This is a genomic window from Aureliella helgolandensis (assembly GCF_007752135.1).
Classification (GTDB): domain Bacteria; phylum Planctomycetota; class Planctomycetia; order Pirellulales; family Pirellulaceae; genus Aureliella; species Aureliella helgolandensis.
The window spans coordinates 8137284-8156984 of record NZ_CP036298.1 but is presented as its reverse complement, the minus strand read 5'-3'; the positions used below and the strand labels follow the sequence as shown (position 1 = coordinate 8156984).

Genomic DNA, 19701 nt, shown 5'->3' with positions numbered 1-19701 from the left:
TGCGCGGCGGGTTACTATTTCGACTGCCCGCTACTAGTGCGGCCCCTTTTCGGTCGCTTTCGTGTGGCTTAAGCTTTTCTGCATGAAACTAGAACTGCTATCCGCCGTTGAACTTGGTCGCAAGATTGCCGCTCGGGAGATCTCGAGTCGCGAGGCGACGACCTACTTCTTAGACCGTGTTGATTTCCTAGATGCACGCGTCAATGCATTCGTCCATGTGGGGCGAGAGTCAGCGCTTGCGCTCTCCGACCAGGTTGATCAAGCGCTCTCCAGTGGCCAAGTTGCATCGCCTTTGGCGGGCGTGCCAGTGGCGCTCAAGGATGTCTTGTGTACCGATTCGATGCCGACGACTTGTGGCTCTCGGATGCTGGAGAAGTTTCAGCCACCCTACACGGCGACTTCCGTGGCAAACCTGCTGCAAGCGGGGTTGATTCCACTGGGTAAGACGAACATGGATGAATTCGCGATGGGTGGAAGCACTGAGACTAGTTTCAGTGGAGCGACGCGGAATCCGTGGAGCCTGGAGCGCACGCCTGGAGGATCGAGTGGCGGTGCCTCGGCTTGCTTGGCAGCCGGTATGGCACCACTGTCCATTGGCTCAGACACCGGGGGATCGGTGCGGCAGCCCGCCGCCTTCTGCGGAGTCTGTGGGTTGAAGCCGACGTACGGTCGGATTAGCCGCTATGGGTTAGTAGCCTTTGCGAGTAGCTTGGATCAAGTCGGTCCTTTGGCGCATACGGTCGAAGATTTGGCAGCCAGTCTGCAGTTGCTCGCCGGGCATGACTCGCGCGATAGTACGTCGCTCAACGAGGCGGTTCCCGATTATTCGGCAGAATTGGAGCGACCGTTGGCCGGGTTGCGTGTGGGGGTAATTCGCGAGCATTTAGAGCACCCGTCGCTGGATGCTGAGGTTCGGCAAGCTGTATTGCGAGGGCAGCAGATGCTCAAGGATCTAGGGGCCACCATCCTGGATGTGACTCTGCCACATACCGAGTACTCGGTTCCGACGTACTACTTAGTGGCTCCAAGCGAAGCTAGCGGGAACCTGTCTCGCTACGATGGCGTGCACTATGGGTTCCGTGAGAAGGCGGAGAATGCCGAGGGTTCGCAGTTGGAGGCCATGATCGCCCGCAGTCGCAGTCAAGGGTTTGGTGCCGAGGTCAAGCGGCGGATCATGCTGGGGACATTCGCGTTGAGCGCCGGCTATTACGATGCGTACTACAAGAAGGCGCTGCAGGTGCGTCGCTTGATTGCTGACGACTATCGGCAAGCGTTCGGGTCGGTCGATGTGTTGTTGGGACCGGTCACACCCCGCCCCGCTTTTGGGCTGGGGGAAAATATGAGTGATCCCGTCCAGATGTACCTGGAAGACTTGTTTACGGTGGGTGCCAATCTCGCGGGAATTCCGGCGATATCGTTGCCAGCCGGATTTAGTGAGGGGGGCTTGCCGTTGGCGATTCAATTGCACGCTCCCGCGCTGGGGGAAGCCCGGTTGTTGAACGTGGCCTATCAAATTCAGCAAGCTCGATTTTTTGAACCCAAGATTGCAGAGTTGTCATGACCAGTATGCCTTACAAGCTAGTGATTGGTTTGGAAGTGCATGCCCAGTTGAGCACTTCCACCAAGTTGTTTTGTGGTTGCTCGACCGAGTTCGGAGCGCCTCCCAATACCCAGGTTTGTCCCGTTTGTCTGGGCTTGCCCGGTGCCTTGCCGGTGATGAATCAGCGGGCGATCGAATTGGCCCTGCGGACTGGGTTGGCAATGAACTGCCAGATCGATTCGGTTACGAAGTGGGACCGCAAGAATTACTTTTATCCCGATCTGCCCAAGGGGTATCAGATCAGTCAGTTTGATCAACCGATTTGCGGTGAGGGGTACTTGGATTTTCCGGATCCCGAGGCACCAGGAGAAATGCTCCGCGTCCGCTTGACGCGCGCGCACCTCGAAGAGGATGCCGGAAAGAGTATGCATGATGAGGCTGGGGGCAAGGCCGATAGTCGCATCGACTTGAATCGCACCGGAACGCCGCTGTTGGAAATCGTCTCGGAACCCGACATGCGCTCCGCTCAGGCGGCTAAGGCCTACCTGACCGAGCTGAGGCTGCTGTTGACCTATTTAGGGGTGTCGGATTGCAATATGCAGGAGGGGAGTCTGCGAGCAGATGCAAATGTGAATCTGCACCTGGAGCATGAGGGCCGCACGGTCGCTACGCCGATCGTGGAGGTGAAGAACTTGAACAGCTTCCGGGCTGTCGAACGAGCGATTGCCTACGAGGCGCAGCGTCAGTTTGAGGCATGGAAGAAAACCGGGCAGGAAATGGGACAGGCACCCAAGCAAACACGCGGGTGGGATGATGCCGCAGGAGTTACCGTGCCGCAGCGCGAGAAAGAGGAGTCGAGTGACTATCGCTATTTCCCGGATCCCGATCTAGTTCCGTTGCGAATCACGCAGCAGCAATTGGATACGGCGCGAGGTGAGTTGGGGGAATTGCCCGCCGTGGCCCGCCGCCGACTCGAGTCGTCAGAGGGACTTAAGGCCTACGATGCGGATGTTATTGTATCGCAGGGTAGGGGAGTGCTGGGGTATTTCGATGCCCTGATCGCGGCGGGAGCATCGGCGAAGCGAGTTAGCAGCTGGATTCAGCAAGACGTTCTGCGCACCTTAAAAGAGCAAAACCTTGAGATCGAGGACTTTCCGATCACGGCGGAGCGCTTGGCCCAGCTGTTGGTGGCTATTGATGCCGGCGATGTCGACAACTCCCGTGGGAAAGACGTCTTCCAATACTGGCTGGATACTCCGTCTGCCAATTTGGAGCAAGCCAAGTCGGCCCTGGGGATCGAGTCGGTGGATCGCGGGGAGATTGAGTCGCTGTGTAGAGAGCTCTTGGAAGAAAATCCCCAAGTGGTTGCACAGGTGCAGGATGGAAATCTCAAGGGGTTGGGCTCTTTGATCGGTGCGGCTAAGAAGAAGAATCCCAATGCGGACCCCAAGCTGGTGCGGCAGCTTTGCCAAGCCATGATCGAAGCGATGGGGTAGGCTACTATGTCACCACCGATCACGATCTTGACCGATTTTGGCCTGCGTGACGGCTACCTGGCTCAGGTGAAGGGAGTTCTGCTCGGAATTGCCCCAGACAGTCCGTTGGTCGATATCTCCCACTTGATTCCGCCACAAGATATTCGATGTGCGGCCCGCATGTTGCGACAAGTGGTGAGCTGTTTTCCGCCAGCCACTGTGCATCTAGCTGTCGTAGACCCCGGGGTGGGCACCGACCGGAGAATTGTGGCGGTCGAATTGGCGGGGCAGCGGTTTGTCTTGCCGGACAACGGATTGCTGACCTATTTGCTGCAAGATTTTCAAATCGACGCTGCGGTGGTGGTGGATCGCCGGGATTTGTGGCGGCAGCCAGTCAGCTCGACCTTTCACGGTCGTGACATCATGGCGCCCGTGGCGGCGCATTGGGCGGCTGGGAGTCCGTTGTGCGATTTGGGGAGCGCACTCGACTTGGCAGCTCGGGAGTTTGTGATTCTCCCAGAGATACCCCCTGGGGCCATGCAATTGCTGCCAAATCGCCCAGCGGATGCTGCGTGCGCGCAAATCGTTGAAATCGACCATTTTGGCAACGCCAGTCTGGCTGGTTCAATTGGAAATGGGCGGGGCGGGCAGCAGCTGCACCTTAAAATTGGGGATGCGGTGCGTCCATTGCAGGTGGTGGAAACATACGGAGAGGCCCAGTCGGGAGAGCTCGTGATGCTTAAGGGATCGCAAGGTTGCCTGGAATTGGCCATTGTGAATGGTTCCGCCGCGCGCGAATTGTCTCTGAGCGTGGGAGATTGGCTTGAGTTTGGCGTGAGTGAGAATTAATCGAGAACTGGCCACAAATGCGCTTCCAAAGTTGATACAATTCTGCCCTGTAGGCAAGACAGCAATGAGTATGGATCGCGAAGCTGTTTGGTTTCTCGGAGGTCATGAGGACTGGGTCGGAACTGATAACATGAGACGACAACGGTGTCAGGAACACTATCTGGAAAAGTAGTTGAGATCGACGAGACTGGTAATCTTGTCACCGACATTCCCGGTGATCAGCTGTCCGGCGCACCCCGCGATGCAACATTGCGCGTGGTGGTTGATGAGCATGAAACCTATGGGCTGTACCCTGCCGATCACAGTCAGCCCGCAATGACGTTGGTCGCGATTCTCGATGCAGGTGAACCGCTTAAAGTGGTCTTGGTGGGCGACAGCGCAAGCGCGATGCTGGGTGTCCAAGTTGGCGCACTCGTAGAAGTCTATTGGTAGGTATCAGCATCGTGTCGGAGGAAGAGCAGCCGCGATCAGCGATTGACGATCGATTGCTTGTTGATCGAGAGCATTGCTGGCATGCTTTTACTCAGATGGCTGAGTATGAGCCATTGTTGGTCGATCGCGCCGAAGGGGTCTGGTTGTACGACCATCAAGGTCGGGCTCTCTTGGATGGCATCAGCAGCATGTGGTGCAATGTGCATGGCCATCGGCATCCCAAAATCGATGCGGCAATTCGCGGCCAGCTCGATCGCGTCGCCCATGTGACCTCGCTGGGAATGAGTAATTCAACCACCATTGAGCTGACACGAAGGCTGGTGGAGGTGACTCCGCAAGGTCTCGATTGCATCTTCTACAGCAGCGATGGATCGAGTGCGGTTGAAGTTGCTCTGAAGATGGCGTTTCAGTATTGGCGGCAACGGGCTGAACCAGAGCCGGAGCGGTCGCTTTTTCTGGCGGTGGGCAATGCCTATCATGGAGACACGTTGGGGAGTGTGAGCGTGGGCGGAGTCTCTCGCTTCCACGCCATGTTCGACCCCTTGCTGTTTGATGTGTTGCGAGGACCCTGTCCCGATACCTACCGCTTACCCGAAGGGGTAAGGGCCGAGGATGCCTGTCAGCATTATCTTGACCAGTACGAAGATTTGTTGAACCGATTCTCGGGCAGAATTGCTGCTTTGGTCGTAGAGCCCCTGGTGCAGGGCGCAGCTGGATTAGTGATGCACCCAGCTCAATTTTTGAGCGGTCTGCGCAAGTTGACGCGCGAGCACGGCGTTTTGTTAATCGCCGATGAGATTGCGGTGGGCATGGGGCGGACGGGTAAGCTGTGGGCGTGCGAATGGGAGCAGGTGGAGCCCGATTTTTTGTGCACCGGCAAGGGGCTCAGTGGAGGCTATCTGCCGGTGGCTGCAACGCTCACGACACGTGAAGTCTGGAACGCATTTCTCGGTGACTACGCTGAATCAAAATCCTTTTTCCATGGGCACACGTTTGGGGGCAATCCTCTCGGATGTGCTGCCTCGCTCGCAACGCTGGATTTATTCGAGGAGGAGCAGACTCTGCAGAATGTTCTGCGGCAGGGAGCCTACCTCGAGGAGTGCCTAGCGGACTTGCGCGAGCACCGGCACGTGGGCGATGTCCGGTGCCGAGGGCTGGTTGCGGCAGTCGAATTGGTGGAAAACCAACACAGTCAACGCGGTTACGAGTGGTCCCAACGCCGTGGGCACTTGGCCTGCCAGGCGGCGATGGAACGAGGTGTATGGCTGAGACCGTTGGGCAATGTTATCGTCATTATGCCGCCACTGTGCTGTACTGCGGAGCATATAGATCAGATTGTTGCTGCGGTGAAGTTCGGTGTCAGCCAAGCCTGCGGTGATTGATCGTCGAACGCGCTGGGTAGCTACTCGATAGGGAGCGGACCCAGCGGAGCTGGTGGTTGAACTCGACTCGAAGTGTCGGGGTTGGAGAGGATCGATCGATTGTTGGGTGGTGTGGAGAGTTGCAGCGGCGCTTGGGCTGAGTTCTCGGCGATAGGCTCAGGGATGCTGTTCACCATCGGGGGCGTTGCATCCAGGCGATGGTCGGGACGAGCGCCAGTCTGCAGGACTTCCCAAGGCTTCGGGTAATAGTAGCGTTTGTAGACCGCGGGCATGTGGTGCTGGTCATAGCGTCCGGCTTGGGTATTCTCGCGCCACACCATTGCCTCTTGGCTGGAGGGCGCGATTTTGGATGCAAGCCAACCCGATAGATTGCGTGGCCGGTTGTATTGCAGGCGGTACGGTGTGTGCGCGTCGTACAGCGGATGAGCCAGGATGTCGGGCCGCGGATCGCACGTATCGTGCTTCATCGTAGGGCGTTCTGCGGCGCCAACGCAACTCGCCGCAGCGATCATGAAAATGGCTGAGCCGTTGGCTACTTTTCTTGAAAGCGACATAGTGATTCCATCCACATGTTCAGGTCGTATCGAGTGGAGCCAAGGGTGCATGGGACGAGTCCCATGACACTCAAGTGTCCCACTTGGCCGTTGCCCAGCCAGACGACGAAGACGTTGTAATGCAAGAGTGCGCGACAGTGCGTCCATGCCTGTCAACTTGCATATCCGATCGATGTCTACTCAATCGTCGCATTCCTTGCACATCGAACAGTATCTTTGCTCTCGTAGAGGTTGTGACGGTTGTGGTGGTTTGCATGAATCTGCTGGTGGCTAGGGGGCCCTGATGTGCCAATGAACGCACTGCTTGTGTTGGCATGCTAAGCTGTAGTAGCGAAAATAGGGTGACTAGTCGGGTTGCGCGCACTTTGCGAACCCGGTCGCAATCGAATTCCTGTACTAACGAGAATCCCGTCATGATCAGTCGTCTCGCGAGGGGCCTTCAAACGCGTTGTTTACTGTGGGGAGGGCTCGTGTGCCTTGTACTGCAGAGTAGCAATGCTGTGCATGGGCAAGTCGGACTTCCCCCATTTTCGAATTTTGAGACAGCCCGCGAACGGTTGATTCAGGACGTACTAATTCCAGGTGGAGTGAACGATACGCGGGTCATCGATGCCATTCGCGCTACTCCACGTCAGGAGTTCATTCCGTTTTCACTGCGCGCTGACGCTTACGCGGACAGCGCTCTGCCAATTGGTGCTTCTCAGACGATCAGCAGTCCCTACATTGTCTCGATCATGACCCAGGAGCTCGATGTTCAAGCAGACCATAAGGTGCTCGAAATCGGTACGGGCAGTGGTTTTCAGGCAGCCGTCTTAAGCCCTCTGGTCAAAGAGGTCTACTCGATTGAGATCGTCCCAGAATTGGGCACGCAGGCTAAAAAGGTGCTGGATGCATTGGGCTACAGGAATGTTTTCACGAAGATTGGCGATGGCTTTTTAGGTTGGGAGGAGCATGCTCCATTTGATCGCATTATCGTCACCTGCAGTCCTGAGGATGTGCCGCAACCTTTGGTGGATCAACTGGTCGATGGTGGATTAATTGTGGTACCGGTCGGCGAACGCTATCAGCAAACACTGTACTTAATGCGCAAGGTGGACGGAAAGTTGGAGCGCGAAGCGCTTCGACCAACTTTGTTCGTCCCTATGACCGGCACCGCAGAAGAGAATCGCCAAGTGCATGTGGATCCGGCGCGTCCAGCCTTGTTGAATGGTGATTTCGAACAGCCACCAGCTGACAACGGCTATGTTCCTGGGTGGTATTACCAGCGGGGGTTGAAATGGAGTTCATCCGAGGAGAGTCCCAATGGCGGGCACTATGTCGAATTCACGAATGAAACGGCCGGCCGCCCCGCGCACTTGCTGCAGGGGATTGCCCTGGATGGTCGCGTGGTCAAGCGGGTGCGGTTGTCGGGCTCGGTCAAGGTGGACGGGGTGAAGGTGGGGTTAGATCGCAATGAATTGCCGGTGATTGGCATTCGCTTCTTTAATGACCAGCGTGGACTCTTGGGAACGCATTGGATCGGGCCCTTTCGTGGCACCCGCGATTGGAAAGAAGAGAGCCGTGTGTTTCGCGTTCCAGCCGCCGCGAGAGAGGCGATTGTTTCCATTGGGTTACTTGGGGGGGTGGGTAAAGTAGCCTTTGATGGTATCCAGCTGGAGGCGGTGGAGCCGTGAACCGTGGCATCGCGACGCGTTTTGGTGGATTCGTTCGACAAACTCAAGCTAGATGCTACATTTAAAGTGTTCTTGCCTGTTCTTGCTATTCGGTAAATTCTACCCAGCCTGCTTGAACGCAATCCCTCACAAGATATGCTGTTGGGGTGGGAACATGTTAAGATGGGTTCCATCCCTCAGTATTTTACTACCCTAGAGCCGTGGAGTTTCTAAAGCTCATGAAGTACAGACTAGTTCGTTCGGCAGCCGCTTTGTTTCTCGGTGCGCTAATGGTTGGAAATGTGGATGCGGGCTGGGGAAGCAGCGGTGGTCTAGCAGGCTACGGTAGCTCCGGTGGCTATTCCGCAAGCTACGGAAGTAGCGGTGGATATGCGTCCAGCTACGGCAGTTCTGGTGGTTATGCCTCCAGCTATGGGAGCTCCGGCGGATACGCGTCGAGCTACGGTAGCTCGGGTGGCTACAGCGCTAGTTATGGCAGTAGTGGCGGTTATGGCAGCTACGGTTCATCCGGGGGCAGCAGCGGGGGGCGTGTGGGAATCGTGCGCCGCACGCTCGAAGGCATCCATGATCACTTGGCCGCCAAGCATGCGCGTCACGTGGCAAACCGCGCCGCGCGTCGCTCCTACTATGGTAGCAGCGGATATAGCGCTCGGTATGGTAGCAGTGGCGGTTCGTCCGGCTACAGCTCCTCCTATGGCAGTTCCGGTGGTTACAGCAGCTATGGCTCGTCCTACAGCGGCGGCAGCTCGGGTGGTTCGGTCAACTATGGCAGCACCGGCTACAGCTCTGGCGTCAGCTACGGTAGCACTGGTGGCGCTTACTACGGTGCCTCTAATACGTCGAGCTACACTTCGCCACTTTCGCTCGTTTCGGATTCCGGACTTGCATCGGATACCGTCAACCTGACAGTTGCCGTGCCCTCCGCCGCCAAGATCTTCGTCAATGGAAAATTGACCACAAGCACCGGTTCGGTACGCCAATTCATCAGCCGCGGCCTCGAGTCTGGCAAGAGCTATCGCTTCGAAGTGCGAGCTGAGATGGATGCCGCAGACGGTTCTCTCCTGACTGAAGAGAAGGAAGTTGTCGTGACTGCTGGCAGTGACGAACACGTCCAATTCGCATTTGCAGATAGCAACAGCACCATTGAAACCGCTGTAACGCTCAATGTTCCAGAAGGAGCTGAAGTGACTTTGGCGGGTTCCTCCACCAAGGCATCGGGAATGGAACGCACCTTCCGCACCGATCGTTTGCTTCCTGGAGAAGTTTGGGATGACTACCAAATCGAAGTGAAGTTGGGTGATCAAGTCAAACGACAGTCGATTCGGCTGATCGGTGGCGACAAGCTTCAATTGACTTTCAACTTCGATGACTCGGCTGACAAGATTGCGTCCCGCTAGGGGAGCAGGCTTGCGGAGCTTTCGTCCTATCTGAAATCACAACAACCCCTGTAGGTTCATGACCTGCGGGGGTTTGTTTTTTTCACGCTTTCGGTAACACTCTAATGCAATTGACTGGGAGAGTGAGTGGGGCACGCGTAGGTTTGGACGTTGTAGGAGATTAGGATGTCTCGTAGAGCCATGCAGGGTAATCAGAGAACCGACGATCGATCTGGGCAGCGGTCAGCGGGGCCTCGGGAAGCAAAGTTGCTTGGGTCGAGGGCTAAGTTGGCGCTGAGTCTGCTGTTGTTATTGCATCTGAGCGCGGTGGTCGTCGAGCCTTTTCAGCTGTTTAGTCGCAGCCCGAGAAGGTTATCCAATGTCTTGACGCCCTTGCGGAGCGTGTTAGCCCCGTATACCGAATTTGCCTACTTGAACCATGGCTATTTTTTCTTTGCGCCTGAGCCGGGGCCAAGTCATTTGTTGGAATGCCGGCTTTCGTACGAAGATGCGGAAGATGCCCGCGTACGCTTTCCTGATAAGCAGGCGCAGTGGCCGCGACTGCTTTATCATCGGCATTTTATGCTTGCCGAATTCTTGCATCAGTTGCACATCCCGCCGGTACCACCTGAGGTGGCCGTGGCCAACGATCCCCTAGCGCAAGACTGGAAGTTTGACCGCGCGTTGTTCGAAAGAATCCGCGATTCGATGCAACGTCACTTGGAAGTGCGTTTTGGAGCAACGCTCGCAGTGATCGACCGCTTGGAGCATCGCTTGCCTAGTAGTCAAGAAGTCTTGGAGCAGCGGCTGCGGTTGGATGATCCAGCGTTGTATATCATGTTGCCTGATGCGCCCTTGGACCCCATGATGCCAGGCCCTGCCGATCCACGCATTCTGTATCCAGCAGCCACAGCAGAAGAGGTGGGGCCATGAAGGATGGGCAACTTGATTCTCCCATTGTCTGGGGGAAATCGCTGCTTGAGGGTTGGGATCGCTTCTGGTTCACCCCGCAATTGCCGCATACTCTGGCGATCATCCGGATCCTATGTGGTGGGATGCTTGCCTATGTGCATGTGATTTGGACTAGCTTGCTGACCGATTTCATGGGGGAGGCCGCGTGGATCGATGCAGCGGCTATTCAGCAATTGCATGCCCAAGATTGGTCGTGGAGCTGGTTGTTCTACGTCGACCAACCCTGGGTATTGATGAGCCATGAGCTGGTAGCCATTCTAGCTAGTTTGCTAATGATGCTGGGGTGTGCGACGCGGGTGACGATCCCGCTGGCGTGGTGGATGACATTGATGGTTTGCCATCGCATGACCGGGGCGCTCTTCGGGCTGGATCAAATCGTGATGTTGTTGGCCATGTATTTGATGGTGGCCCGCAGCGGTAGCGTATGGAGCGTCGATGCGGTCTGGCGCGATCGGCGTGGAGAGAGTTATTGGTTGCCAAGTGCCCGAGCATCGGTCGGTAATAATGTGGCGACGCGGTTGATTCAGCTGCATCTTTGTGTCATCTACCTGTTCGGTGGGCTCAGTAAGATGCGTGGCGAGATGTGGTTTGACGGGAGCGCGTTGTGGTTTTCCGCCGTGAACTTCGAGTACCAATCACTCGATATCACGTGGCTGGGGTATATGCCATTTTTGATCGCCACGTTGACGTCACTGACGCTTTTTTGGGAGACGTTCTATTGTGCCTTGGTATGGCCCCGAGCGACCCGTCCGTTTGCGCTAGGCATGGCCGTCCTGGTGCATGCCGGGATCGGCCTTGCTTTGGGGATGGTCACCTTTGGGGTTATCATGCTCACCGCCAACTTGGCTTTTGTTCCTCCCGAGATGGTGCGCAGATACTGTCCCAAAATTTTCACATCTCATGCCGCTCGCGGTGAAGCGATAGAGGTCTAGTCGCGGCAGATTTACGACTCCCAGCGTGGGCGATTGGCCGTCACTCTTGCGAAGTTCGTTAGCGGCTGGTCACCCTGAGCATGTTTGTGGTTTTGCGAGTCGCGGCGTACTTCTAAATATCCTGCAGCGGCGATTACCCCTGCTTGGCTCACACGGCCCCGGCTTGCCATGTCAGTAATCCGCTATGGGGTGGCGGATCGCGTCTTGGCTCTCTCTTTCGGCCGAAACGCCCCGCTCTCTCAAGGAGCAGGGACACTGCAACTCTCAATCACAGTACGAGACTAAGCTCCAAACTTACCCATGCGACCTGCATTGGAGAGCGCGAGTAGCATGAGGTACTTGGCTTCAAATTGTCCTAGTCCTCCGGTGATCGCTGTCGACTCGCCGAACGTGGTGTGTGGATCGGGGCGGCAGCAATCCGAGACCAACAGCGTTGGTACAGGGTGCCAGGAGTGACTCTTGAGGTAGGCGGGCGTCGAGTGGTCGCCAGTAACGATCAGCACTTCTGGATTCAGAGCCGTGATTGCCTTCAGGCAGCCATCGAGCTCTTCGGTGCGGCGAACTTTCTCGTCAAAGTTGCCATCTTCACCCGTGCTATCGGTGTACTTGAAATGGAGGAAGAAGAAGTCGTAATCGTCCCAATTCTGCTTCAGGACATCCATTTGGTCTTGTAGGGTGAGTGCTTCTCCGACGATGTCCATGCCGACCAGGCGAGCAAGCCCTTTGTACATGGGGTAGACCGCAATGGCAGCCGCGCGCAGGCCGTATACCTCGTGGTAAGTAGGCATGTTGGGGCGATCGGCAAAGCCACGCATCGTGTGGAAGTTGGCTTTCTTTTCGCTTTTCAGGATCTCTTTGGCTTGTTTGAGGAACTCTTTGGCAACCTCGGCTGTTTTCTGACTGGCTTCGTCGGCGGCAACCGGCTCGAGGGGAGGGACGCCGGTCGCTTGCGGGTCGGTGTCTTTGACGCTTCCCTTCAGCCCTGGTCCGCGGAAGACGACCACAAAACGGTGTTCCTTGACCGGTTCCACAAACACCTCAATGCCAGGGATCTTGATTTGCCGCAACGAGATGGCCAGCGGAGTGCTTTCCTCGGTGGAAATTCGTCCAGCGCGGCGGTCTGAGATGTTGCCTGCGTTGTCGAGCGTGCAGAAATTGCAGCGGATGGCGACGTCACCAGCCTGCAATTCGAAACCGATCCCTGTGGCCTCGAGGGCACCACGTCCAATCTGATACTCCAGTGGATCGTAGCCAAAGAGCCCCAAGTGGCCTGGCCCCGAACCGGGGGCAATCCCTGGTTTGACTGGAATCGACAATCCTTGAACTCCCTTGGCAGCCAGGGCATCCAAATTAGGTGTTTTCGCTGTTTCCAGCTCCGTCTTACCCCCCGCGGTCATAGGCAAACCACCCAGTCCATCGCCAACCAGCATCACGATTTTCGACTTGTTCTTGACTTGTAGCTCGCGGGTCAGTGTATGCATGTCCATGATCGGTTCTCAGTTGGTTCGGTCTGGTGTCCATAAAGTCGCTAGTGTCTCGTCAGCACTAGTCTTGCGAGAAATTATCGCGTTTTTCAACAATCCAGCCAGGGGCGATCACAAACTGCCCGAACTTGGCCGCGCCAGGGACAGCGCGCCAGGGACAGAGCACCCTACCGGGGACAGAGCGTGTTTGCGTATTCGCGATAGCTGGGGATTGGCATCACCAGCATTCCCCATTCCCCGAGTGCCGCGACTCTCACTGAGAGGACTCTCGCGGGCTGTGTCCCCATTGGAGCGAGTCTGCTCTGGTGGAGTGGTGAACAGGGGGACGGGAAGATGGAGACGGAAAAATAAAGACAGGAAGATGAAGAGCTATGGCTAGGACTGAAATGCTAGCTTCCCAGTGAGGCTACCATCCCAGTGGTCTGTCCCTGCACGGAGGTTCGGGGTGTGTCCCCATTCGAACGCGCCATGCGAGCACGCTTTCTCTGGTGGAGTAGTGAACACGGAGACGGGAAGATGGAGGCGGAAAGATGGAGGGCTTTGGCTAGAGCTGAAATGCTGGCTTCGCGGTGAGGCTACCATCCCGGTGGTCTGTCCCTGGGGAGACTTCGGTAGCAGTTCGCACTCCTCATGAGGAGTGCGAGCGGACGTGGGGTGGTGATCGCACTAAGTCGCTAGGACGCCATGGTCGGCGGCTGTTAAGGCTCGCCCCGAGCGTTTGCCCGTTGAGATATAGGGTCCACGCGTTAGTGTGATCGACGGCGGCGTGCGCACATTGCCCAGCTGGCGAGGCTGAGTAACGCTAGCGAGTTCGGCTCGGGGACAGCCGTCAGGCGAATGTTGTCGATGGCCACATAGGTAGGCGTGTTAATCCCAAACTGCCCTGCGTCCGTTGAGGTGAAGCTCAATGCTATGGAACGAGCGCTAGCCAGCGCCGACAAGTCGAGCGTGGTCCAGGCGTCAACGATGTAGTCAAGGCTGTTGTTTGCAGCGCGGAAGTCTGCCAAATTGAAATCGACAGAGCCAATCTGATTGCCTGTAGCTCCCGCTGCGTCGTAACCGGAGAGCGTTACCGTGAAGAGGTCGGGATCGTTGCCTGTATTGCCACCGAACGGTTTGCTGCCGTAGACTCCATCCCGTAATGCGAGGTACGAGTAGGTCGTGTTGCTGATATCGAGCCCAGCGATCTCCATGCCAGCGTCGATATTCATATAGGTGATGTCGCCTGGGAAGGCGAAGGCGATAGCATAGTTCGAACTGCCACCTGCTCCGCTACCAGGAAACGAGGCATATTGATTGGTGAAACCGGGTGTTAGGTTGTTTTGGACGTTCGAGTATGCCCAGCCGGTCCACGATTCGTAGGTGATGCCGTTAAATTCGCTTCTGTCAAAACTGTTGCTAAAGTAAAGACCTCCGCTAGACCAGCCATTGGAATTGTTGCCGTTCCCCGAATCTCCATTGTAGAATTGGCCACCGGGCTGACCGTTTTCAATTCCGCTAGTTCCCGAATAGACCGTGAGTTCTTCGAAGTCCACTACGGCTGCGGAAACGGCTTGTGAGAAAGCGATGAGCAGGATTGCTGTGAGGGTCGTTGGATATTGCATTTTCTGGAAAACTCTGGGGTGTAAGACTTCAGGGAGAGGATTAGTAAGAGTCTGCAAAACTACTGGGGTAATTGAACGATGTCGCCGGTAGCCCGGGTTATCATTGCCCCGAGAATCTGGCGGTCGATCGACTCGCTCAGAAAATCAACGTGGCTGTCGCAGTGCAACAGCATGGCTCCGCCAGTGTGTTGGCTGCGAATTTCGTTGTCGCCTATCCAGGCTTGAGGATCATTAATCCCGCCGGACTGAACGAACACATTGCGTCCGTTGATCCATTCACTGTCGGGGCCTCCCACATCCTCTGAAACCGCCAAGGTATTCGATAGGCCGTCGCGAATATCGCGAAAGGCGATTCGCTGGTCGTAGAGGAAGATGCCATCATCGGAGATGCGATCGTTGATGATTTCGCCGTACAGCCCCGCGTAATCGGTTTGAGCCCGCAAGAGCTGGCGGTTGGGGGCTGTTGGACATTCGAATACTTGAAGCCGAGTGGCGGCGGCTGGCGCGTTGGCTGGCGCGTCGTAAGGCACGTTGAAATCAATTTGTTGATGGAGGTTTGATTGCTCAAGGAAGGGGAGTAGCAATGCAGACCAGGCGAATTGCCGCCTGGTAGGGGGAGCTCGGTAGGCACGCCACTCAATGCAGCCAGTCGGTAAGGATTGATGCGCGTCGTGGTATTGGTGGAGGGCGATGCCAATCTGCCGCAAGTTGTTCTTGCAGGAAGCTTTACGCGCGGCCTCGCGGGCTGCTTGCACGGCCGGTAGCAACAATCCGACGAGAATGCCAATAATGGCAATCACCACCAGCAGCTCGACCAACGTAAAAGCGGATTTTCGGCACATGTGGATGGCCTGGTCCGTACAGCTAGGAATGGAAGGACAGATCGGGGCAGGGGTGCACCGAAATTCACGTCAGCCCCATTACCTGGAGGGCAAATACGCAACGACTTGCGGTAGGTCTTCTGACTTGCCACTCACGAATCCCACACACCTTCTCGCTCCCATCTAACGGAAGCAATGGTATCTCTAGAAAGAGGGTTTCGTCGCATTTCTGTCGAAATGCAAGCGGCTCACAGCGGCCGGTCCGTCCCGGAGTTTCACCGGAGTTCCCTGTTCACGTGGCTGAAAGACTGCCAGCACACGTCACCACAAGCTGCCCTGAGAATAGCAAGGCGGTCGTGGCTGTCAAGTGTTTTCGGCCAAGCGGTCAGCGTCGAACAGGCTGACTTTCATCCAAAAAACTGTTCTCGCAAATCCGTATTGGTGGGAAGCCCACGCGCGAAAAAGCGAAACAGGGAGACTTCATGCACACGCCATGCGGTTCCGTTGCATGTTGATATGTTGTAGATTTCTGGCCTGCATTTCCTATCGCTGCTAAGAGCCTCCCATGCCACCACTGCTAAACTTCGATTCAACGGATGCCTTCCCTCCCGGTGGTGGGGAGCGACGGGCGAAGTTGAGCGGTCTCGCTTCGGTGCTCGATCGATTGCGGGATGAGCTGGTGCAACTCGATGGCCCCATGTTGGCCGGAAGCATCGCGACTCCGGCGGAGAAGCTGCCGCTCCACTCTGGGTTTTTTCAATTGCCGCAGCAGCAATTGGCCAGCTATCAGGCGGACCGTCAAGGGAGTGAGTTGGCGCTCGTCTTGGCGGTTACCAAGAGACTGATGACAGAAGTTGACAGCATCGTGGTGCTCGGGAGTGAAACAGCTTCCTTGGGGGCTGAAGCCATGTTGGCGAGTTGTTGCCAACCCTACTTCAATCAGCTTTCTCGGGGCGCGCGGGGGAGTCGTCCAAGGATGTATTTCGCCGGAAACAGTCTTGGCAATGATCCGACGCAGGGGCTCTTGCAACTTCTCAACGCACACCGTGCTCAGACAGCAGTTGGGGTGCAGGAGAGCTGGGGGGTAGTGGTGATTGACCCCAGTGGGGAGGATCGCCAAGTCCAAGCTGTGCTTGAACCGTTCCTCCGAGCGCTGGCGGTGAGTTGCGGAGGCGACCCGCAGTTGCTTCGGAGTCGATTCATCGCGGTTACGGGCGCGGAGGGGGAGCTGCGAGGGGTTGCTGAGCGTCTAGCCTGCCCGAATGTGTTTTCGGTGCCTCCAAGTGTCGGCGAACGATTTTCGCTGCTCTCTCATGTTGGTTTGGTACCCGGTGCGCTGATGGGGATCAACATTATGAAGTTGATGGAGGGAGCGCAGGCGATTGATGAGCATTTTTCTACCACGAAAGCTGCCGACAACATCGTGCTGCAGCTGGCCGCTGTGAGCTATTTGGCGGACGTGCACTGTGATGAGCCGATCCGTGCTTTGTGCGTGTGGAATGATGCGTTGGAAGCGACCGGTCGCTGGTATGAGCATGTTGTAACTGGCGCCTTGAATCATCGGCGAGCTGGTCCGACACCCCTGACAGTTACCATGCCACGTGATTATCGTCGGTTTGGGCAGCAATGCCAAAATGGTCCACCGAATAAACTGGTGCATTATGTGCGAGTGGAACGCAGTCGGTTTGATCCCCTGAGGAGTTCGGCGGAAACGAGCGGGAACTGGGTGAATGGCCTGTTTGTGGCGGAGCCGTCCGGCGGTGAAGCCGACGTTGCCCCAACGCTGCCCAGCGTTCTGGACGAAGTCTATGAGGATGCTTTGCAGGGCATGCGGGAGGCGCGAATTCCAGCGACCCAAATCTCGATACCCATCCTGGATGAATACTATCAGGGGCAGTTGTTCCAGCTGCTGATGTTGGCTACGGTTGTGGAGGGCCGGTTGCGCGGCATCAACCCTTACCGTTAGATAGATGTCTTCCGTCCCTGGAGATGAACCGCGTAGATGAACCGTGGCTAGCCACAATCCCACCCACCGCTTAACGGGCTGTTGATTTAATCGCAATTTGAATTTTAATGCGGAGGTAGCAGCCTTAATTGACTTGTAGCGGAGGTTGTCTTTCCTTGCTCACGCGGCGGGTTACTATTTCAACAGCCCGTTAAGGCTTGTTGCTCTTAAGACGGCTGCCGTTTCACGTAGGCCTCGCATCATGCGTTGTGCGTTGTGCGTTGTGCGTTGTGCCTTGTGCGTTGTGCGTTGTGCATTGTGCCTTGTGCATTGTGCGTTGCACCGCAGCGGCAGCGAGTCCAATCTGGCTTACCGGCGCGCGGATTTGAACGGGCGTTTGGTTTTAGCGGGACGGCGGTACCCCTGACTCCCACGTCACGGCAACCACCCTTGCTTGTCCATGCAGCGGTTTACAATGTCAGCCAGCGGCGGGCGGCGCCGGTATGCGGCGGGCTGCTAGAGCGCAGCTGGTAACCAGAGCGAAAGTGGCTGGCGCGAAGCTAGGTTTGCGTTAGGATTGAAGGCGCGCCAAAATCAGTCAGCCGCAGTCTCAGAAATTCTAGAAACCACTGACAAAGTCGATCCATGAGTGAAGAAGCTCCCCTGCCATTGTTTCCCGATGAAGAGTCGGACCCACCCTACGTTACCGTAGCTAAAGTTGGCGATATTCTGGAAGGGAGGGGGAGGGCATTTTCCGTGGGAAACCGCATGGTGGCAGTCTTTAAGAACCAAGAAGAGTACTTTGCCATCGACGATTTTTGCCCGCACCAAGGGGCCTCGCTGGCTGAAGGCTATGTGGACGATGGCTGTGCCGTCGTGTGCCCTTGGCACCACTGGTGCTTTTCAATTGCCGATGGCACTTGGTTAGAAAACCCAAAAATTGGGGTCGATAAGTTCAAAGTCCGCGTGGTCGGGCAAGAGATTCAGGTTCAAGTCCCTAAAGCATGAGTGCGGGAGTGAGGCTCGGTGGCGATTCGCTGGAGCCTATCGCAAACCAGTTCTGCATTTCGCGCATCGCTGGTGTGATGTTCGCTAGCCGGCGGGGCTTCATCACCCCATTTTGCAGCTGAGTTGTGATTGCGGAGGATCCGCTAGCCGCAGTGTATGCAACCAACTTGCCCAAGAATCACTGCCTCCAATGCTGTCCCGACTTCCAGGATCTACCGGACCAAGGCGCGGATGCGCGCGGTGACATAGGTCTGGGGGAGATGCTCTTGCTCAAGTTGGATAGCGTCGTGTTGACAGTGTGCAAGCAATTCTTGCTCGCTTCGCGAAAGGTGGCATGATGCCGAGTTCACATTCACTCCGCTGTTTGCATTCGCCGATTCTTGGGTTTCGCCGACTGTTGCTTGGTGGCGTTTGGGAAGCGGGGTGCATAGGGTGGCGTGCATGTCGAGCGTCTCTCGGTCCATCAACAGACTCTGCGTCTGAGGGAATGCTCGTCGAAAACGTTCCAGGATCTGAAACCCAGCGACATCAATGTCTCCCCAGTAATGCAGCTCTGAAGATTTCAGCCATTCAATGGTGTTGAATTCACTGAGGTCGTTGCCTAGGCCTCCAAACGCAATCCCCCGAGGGACTTGGGGCAGCGTCAGCAGGTTTATCTTATTTTCCACGACGATGACGCGGAGGTTTCTCGACGGAAGTACGGCGAGAGTTTGAGCGGGCAAGCATAACTCATCGAAAGGGATTCCTAGCTCAGGCAGGAGGTCTCGATCCAAGACGCGCACCAGTAGGTGTTTTCTCGCATAGCGGAAGCCATACCGCTGCTCAAAATTGCGAGGATCACATCCGTGGTTGATCGCATGTGCGGGAAGCAGGAGGTTGAACCATTCGCCCAACAGCGGTTTGTGCTGCTCAAGTATCTTGGTGGAGATTGGCAGGGGAAGTTCCCGTAAGTAGCAATCGGGATTCGGGTTTGCCAGCATGTATTGGGTGATTTGAAGCAGGTCGGGGAGGTGCTCCGCTGCCAGGATCAGCCGCTTCCAATGCTGTCGTATCCACGGTTCCAATTGAGGAAAGCTACTTCGCAGTTGGATTGTGGCTTTCACCAAAACGCGAAATTCTTTTTGCTTCCGAAGCAGAAGGAGCAGATCGTCGAGCGACACGATTTCGATGGCGGAGGGAAATAGGTTTTCTCCATGTTTACGGCTCACTTTGCGTTCAAAGCGAATGGAATATCCGTATCCGATCGCCTGTTTGGATCCCTGCCGCAACTGTTCAACTTGCTGGATGAGCTCGTAGTGCTCGAGTCCATGGAAGCTTAGATTCGCTGGGATTCTTCGCGGGAAAAATGAGTCGTCGCCAGCTAACCAAGCCTGAACACCAGCTGTGTAAAGCCTCGCAACTTTCTGATAAATTTCTGCGGGAGTAATCATGGATCGGAGACGGGCGGTGGGGATTGAGTCGTGTCCAGTTGGGGCAAAGCGAGCGTCGTGAAGTTGAGGAGCGCTGGTCTGGCCCGCTCATGCGTCGGCTCGAGTTCGATTGCAGCCTTAGCGGGCTGTTGATTTTATAGCAATTTGAATTTTAACGCGGAGGTAGCATCCCTAATTTCCCGGTAGCGGTAACCGCCATTTCTTGCGCACGCGGCGGGTTACTA

At 56.2% G+C, this 19701-nt stretch carries 16 protein-coding genes and 1 riboswitch; of the genes, 11 read left to right on the top strand and 5 right to left on the bottom strand.

Annotation, left to right across the window (positions count from 1 at the left end; all coding sequences use genetic code 11):
• Positions 1 to 82: 82 nt before the first annotated feature.
• The 5 genes from gatA to bioA all read left to right on the top strand — a co-directional run bounded on the left by gatA (position 83) and on the right by bioA (position 5678).
• A complete protein-coding gene (gene gatA, locus Q31a_RS28765) occupies positions 83 to 1561 on the top strand; it encodes an Asp-tRNA(Asn)/Glu-tRNA(Gln) amidotransferase subunit GatA (protein WP_145086064.1) in 1479 nt (492 codons plus the stop codon).
• The gene (gene gatB / locus Q31a_RS28760) at positions 1558 to 3036 is read left to right on the top strand and encodes an Asp-tRNA(Asn)/Glu-tRNA(Gln) amidotransferase subunit GatB (protein WP_145086062.1); all 1479 of its coding nucleotides are present in this window, start codon (positions 1558 to 1560) and stop codon (positions 3034 to 3036) included. The genes gatA and gatB overlap by 4 nt, the downstream gene beginning before the upstream one ends.
• A gap of 6 nt (positions 3037 to 3042) precedes the next feature.
• Complete coding sequence (locus Q31a_RS28755) at positions 3043 to 3864, top strand: SAM hydrolase/SAM-dependent halogenase family protein (protein ID WP_145086059.1); 822 nt, start codon at positions 3043 to 3045, stop codon at positions 3862 to 3864.
• A 144-nt stretch (positions 3865 to 4008) separates the two neighbouring features.
• Positions 4009 to 4296 (top strand): SAM hydroxide adenosyltransferase, encoded by a 288-nt coding sequence (locus tag Q31a_RS28750; protein WP_145086057.1) that lies wholly within the window; start codon positions 4009 to 4011, stop codon positions 4294 to 4296.
• A gap of 11 nt (positions 4297 to 4307) precedes the next feature.
• On the top strand, positions 4308 to 5678 hold the full coding sequence (gene bioA / locus Q31a_RS28745; RefSeq protein WP_231690985.1) for an adenosylmethionine--8-amino-7-oxononanoate transaminase: 1371 nt from the start codon (positions 4308 to 4310) through the stop codon (positions 5676 to 5678).
• A 20-nt stretch (positions 5679 to 5698) separates the two neighbouring features.
• On the opposite strand, the gene Q31a_RS28740 is transcribed toward bioA, so the two are convergent.
• Positions 5699 to 6232 (bottom strand): hypothetical protein, encoded by a 534-nt coding sequence (locus tag Q31a_RS28740; RefSeq protein WP_145086054.1) that lies wholly within the window; start codon positions 6230 to 6232, stop codon positions 5699 to 5701.
• A gap of 413 nt (positions 6233 to 6645) precedes the next feature.
• Between Q31a_RS28740 and Q31a_RS28735 the strand changes: the two genes are divergently transcribed.
• The 4 genes from Q31a_RS28735 (at position 6646) to Q31a_RS28720 (ending at position 11185) form a co-directional block, all read left to right on the top strand.
• On the top strand, positions 6646 to 7905 hold the full coding sequence (locus Q31a_RS28735; protein WP_145086051.1) for a protein-L-isoaspartate(D-aspartate) O-methyltransferase: 1260 nt from the start codon (positions 6646 to 6648) through the stop codon (positions 7903 to 7905).
• Between the two features lie 218 nt (positions 7906 to 8123).
• Entirely contained in the window at positions 8124 to 9302 is a 1179-nt protein-coding gene (locus tag Q31a_RS28730; RefSeq protein ID WP_145086047.1) for a TIGR03000 domain-containing protein, read from the top strand.
• Positions 9303 to 9467: 165 nt separating this feature from the next.
• Positions 9468 to 10214, top strand: coding sequence for a hypothetical protein (locus Q31a_RS28725; RefSeq protein ID WP_145086044.1), 747 nt, complete (start codon positions 9468 to 9470; stop codon positions 10212 to 10214).
• On the top strand, positions 10211 to 11185 hold the full coding sequence (locus Q31a_RS28720; protein WP_145086041.1) for an HTTM domain-containing protein: 975 nt from the start codon (positions 10211 to 10213) through the stop codon (positions 11183 to 11185). The genes Q31a_RS28725 and Q31a_RS28720 overlap by 4 nt, the downstream gene beginning before the upstream one ends.
• Before the next feature lie 281 nt (positions 11186 to 11466).
• Here the strand turns inward: Q31a_RS28720 and Q31a_RS28715 are convergent, their stop codons facing one another.
• From Q31a_RS28715 to Q31a_RS28705, 3 genes are all read right to left on the bottom strand, one after another.
• Entirely contained in the window at positions 11467 to 12672 is a 1206-nt protein-coding gene (locus Q31a_RS28715) for a 2,3-bisphosphoglycerate-independent phosphoglycerate mutase (RefSeq protein ID WP_145086038.1), read from the bottom strand.
• Between the two features lie 743 nt (positions 12673 to 13415).
• Positions 13416 to 14273: a DUF4465 domain-containing protein gene (locus tag Q31a_RS28710; RefSeq protein WP_145086035.1), complete on the bottom strand. Its 858-nt coding sequence runs from the start codon at positions 14271 to 14273 to the stop codon at positions 13416 to 13418.
• A 59-nt stretch (positions 14274 to 14332) separates the two neighbouring features.
• A complete protein-coding gene (locus Q31a_RS28705) occupies positions 14333 to 15115 on the bottom strand; it encodes a DUF1559 domain-containing protein (RefSeq protein ID WP_145086032.1) in 783 nt (260 codons plus the stop codon).
• 92 nt (positions 15116 to 15207) lie between these two features.
• Positions 15208 to 15438: riboswitch (cobalamin riboswitch) on the bottom strand.
• Positions 15439 to 15659: 221 nt separating this feature from the next.
• Here Q31a_RS28705 and Q31a_RS28700 point away from each other — a divergent pair.
• Both Q31a_RS28700 and Q31a_RS28695 read left to right on the top strand, forming a co-directional pair.
• Positions 15660 to 17060 carry a hypothetical protein gene (locus Q31a_RS28700; protein ID WP_145086029.1) on the top strand — a complete coding sequence of 467 codons (1401 nt, stop codon included), beginning with the start codon at positions 15660 to 15662 and terminating at the stop codon, positions 17058 to 17060.
• A 624-nt stretch (positions 17061 to 17684) separates the two neighbouring features.
• Positions 17685 to 18047: a Rieske (2Fe-2S) protein gene (locus Q31a_RS28695; protein WP_145086026.1), complete on the top strand. Its 363-nt coding sequence runs from the start codon at positions 17685 to 17687 to the stop codon at positions 18045 to 18047.
• 212 nt (positions 18048 to 18259) lie between these two features.
• On the opposite strand, the gene Q31a_RS28690 is transcribed toward Q31a_RS28695, so the two are convergent.
• Complete coding sequence (locus tag Q31a_RS28690; RefSeq protein ID WP_145086023.1) at positions 18260 to 19477, bottom strand: Wadjet anti-phage system protein JetD domain-containing protein; 1218 nt, start codon at positions 19475 to 19477, stop codon at positions 18260 to 18262.
• Positions 19478 to 19701: the final 224 nt, after the last annotated feature.